The organism is Pseudomonas sp. NBRC 111119 (assembly GCF_001320125.1).
GTDB lineage: Bacteria > Pseudomonadota > Gammaproteobacteria > Pseudomonadales > Pseudomonadaceae > Aquipseudomonas > Aquipseudomonas parafulva.
This window is the reverse complement of the sequence record NZ_BCAV01000096.1, coordinates 1-2,210: the sequence shown is the minus strand read 5'-3', so window position 1 is coordinate 2,210 and position 2,210 is coordinate 1. Positions and strand designations below refer to the sequence as shown.

The 2,210-nt window shown below is 53.0% G+C and carries 1 protein-coding gene and 1 pseudogene; one reads left to right on the top strand and one right to left on the bottom strand.

Annotated elements, in window-relative coordinates; genetic code table 11:
* The coding region (locus APH25_RS25395) for an RHS repeat-associated core domain-containing protein (protein WP_177331224.1) at positions 1 to 862 on the top strand (862 nt) is incomplete at its 5' end.
* 543 nt (positions 863 to 1,405) lie between these two features.
* Here the strand turns inward: APH25_RS25395 and APH25_RS25390 are convergent.
* Positions 1,406 to 1,989 (bottom strand): annotated as a pseudogene (locus APH25_RS25390) (transposase); the annotation flags it as partial.
* Between the last annotated feature and the right edge of the window lie 221 nt (positions 1,990 to 2,210).

Genomic DNA, 2,210 nt, shown 5'->3' with positions numbered 1-2,210 from the left:
GGTTGTGGGTGGAGAAGGATCAGCGGATCGAGCAGCTGCGCGAAAAGACGGGCTGATCCACGATATTTTTGCCAGTTGCACGCGCCCTGGGGAAGACGAAGACTATAGCGACCTTCATCAGGATGAGGCGGTTACCATGACTCGACTCGCATTGAGCTATACCCCTTATGGCCATCGTGCTCCTGCCGCCAACCAGGGCCCCGTTCTGGGCTTTAATGGCCAATGGCGCGAACCCCCAACCGATGCATACCCACTGGGGCAGGGATACCGCCGCTACAGCACTGCAACCATGCGTTTCGGTGCTCCTGATTCACAAAGCCCCTTCGAGCCGGATTGCATGAACGCCTATGCCTATTGTGTTGGCGACCCGGTCAACCAATCGGACCCGACAGGCCACGCGCCCACTGCAGCTGCGCTTCTGGCCCAAATCGAATCCATGAAACAGCGCAGAGCGCGTACCCAAGCAGCGCCCGCCACTACAAACTATGACGCCACTCGTTCTAAAGCGCAAACTTCACAGAAATCTGTCGCAGTTGCTCAACAAACAATTGTCTTCACTTCCGATAGACAGGCCGCGCCTCAATCGCCGTTCGACGGAGTGGCAACGGGGGTGATGCAATGGAAAAGGCGAAAGGAATTAACCAAGCAAATGAACACGGCTTTTACAAATCATCAGGCGCTGCTGGCTGATTACATGCGCGAGATGCATCTATCGCGGGTGAGTGCGCCAGCGAGCTACACACGGTTTGCGAGAAACCCTTACCACCACGAGAGAATGCAGGGGATCACTCAGGAGCTGGTGGCCAATCGCAGGCAGCTATTGGACTACCATGCGAAGCTGTGGGACATGAGGAAAGCTTAGGGCGCATTCATACACGCGGCACCGCAGCGGCTGGCGTTGGCTGATGTTCAATTATCTGCTCACGTATTGAGCAGATCTGCTTAACCTCATGCTAACTTCAGCTGTCCTTGCGGGATGCCCTGGGGAACGAGGTATTCAACAGCTACCCACCGGTTTATCCGTCCCAACTCATCTCCGACCTCCGTCATTCACCTTCAGTAGAACCAAGGCCACGGTAAGTATTTTTATTGCTGCCTAAACTCAGAAATCCAATAGGCAGTACTTTCGTGTTCAGTCATAAATCTATTGAAATTAGAACTTACATCTTCCTTAAGAACAACCTCAAACCTCAGGTCTGCGTGCGCGACTTTTGGAATCTTCAATTGTGGAATATTAGATTGCCTCACAACACTCCGCGTCGAAACACTTTGCAGCTGCGCATAGTTGTCAGCGTACACTTTCATTACTTCACCCTGACCGTGCGAACAGGCGTACTGGTTGGCACTTGGGAATGTGTTCGTGACAAAAAAGAGCTTTCTTAAGTTTTTTAAACAAGCCCTTGACCCCTGGCTGCTTGCTGACTAACGCTAGCTCACGCATCAAGCTGCGCACCTCGAACCGCCCGATTTGCTCACCTTCTTCTTGCATCATTACCTTGATGCTACGGCTGCCGGGCGCACTTCGCCCTCGCGTGAACAACTCATTAACTCGACTGCGCAATCGCAGTCGCTCAGCGTCCGGAGTTCGTCTTCTATGACGATGGGCGTAGTAGCTTGAGCGAGTGACTTCGAACACCTCGCACAACCAATCAACGGGCTCATGGGCGCTGAGCTGACGGATCAGCGGGTACGCTCAAGATCTTCCGACATCAAGAGCGCGGTAGCCTTTTTTAGTATTGATTTCTCGCGTTCAAGGCGCGTTATCCGAGCTTCGAGTTCTTGGATCTTTTGCTGCTCTGGCGTCAACGCTTTGCTGGCGGGTGTGATGCCTCCACGTTCCCGCTGAAGCTGGTTAACCCAACGACGCAGGGCTGACTCGACCAAACCGAGCGAGGGGGCTGCTTCGGCATGACTGTAGCCTTGATCGAGCACCAGGCAGGCAGCTTCGCGTTTGAACTCAGCGGTAAAGGTACGACGTTGCTTGGTCATCAGACACCTCTCTGTGGCAAGCATTTTCGCCTAAATGGGTGTCCGGAATCATTAGACCACTACACTGTTACAAGCCTAACCAATATAATATGAAACATTTGTCTTCATCGCAGTGCATCGGACATTTGGCGTAGGCCAACGCCCTGCTTATCATTGCCAACAGTTTTCATCCCACAACAAAAGTTTCCTTACGCGTCGCCTGTTGACCGGCATTCTCACCA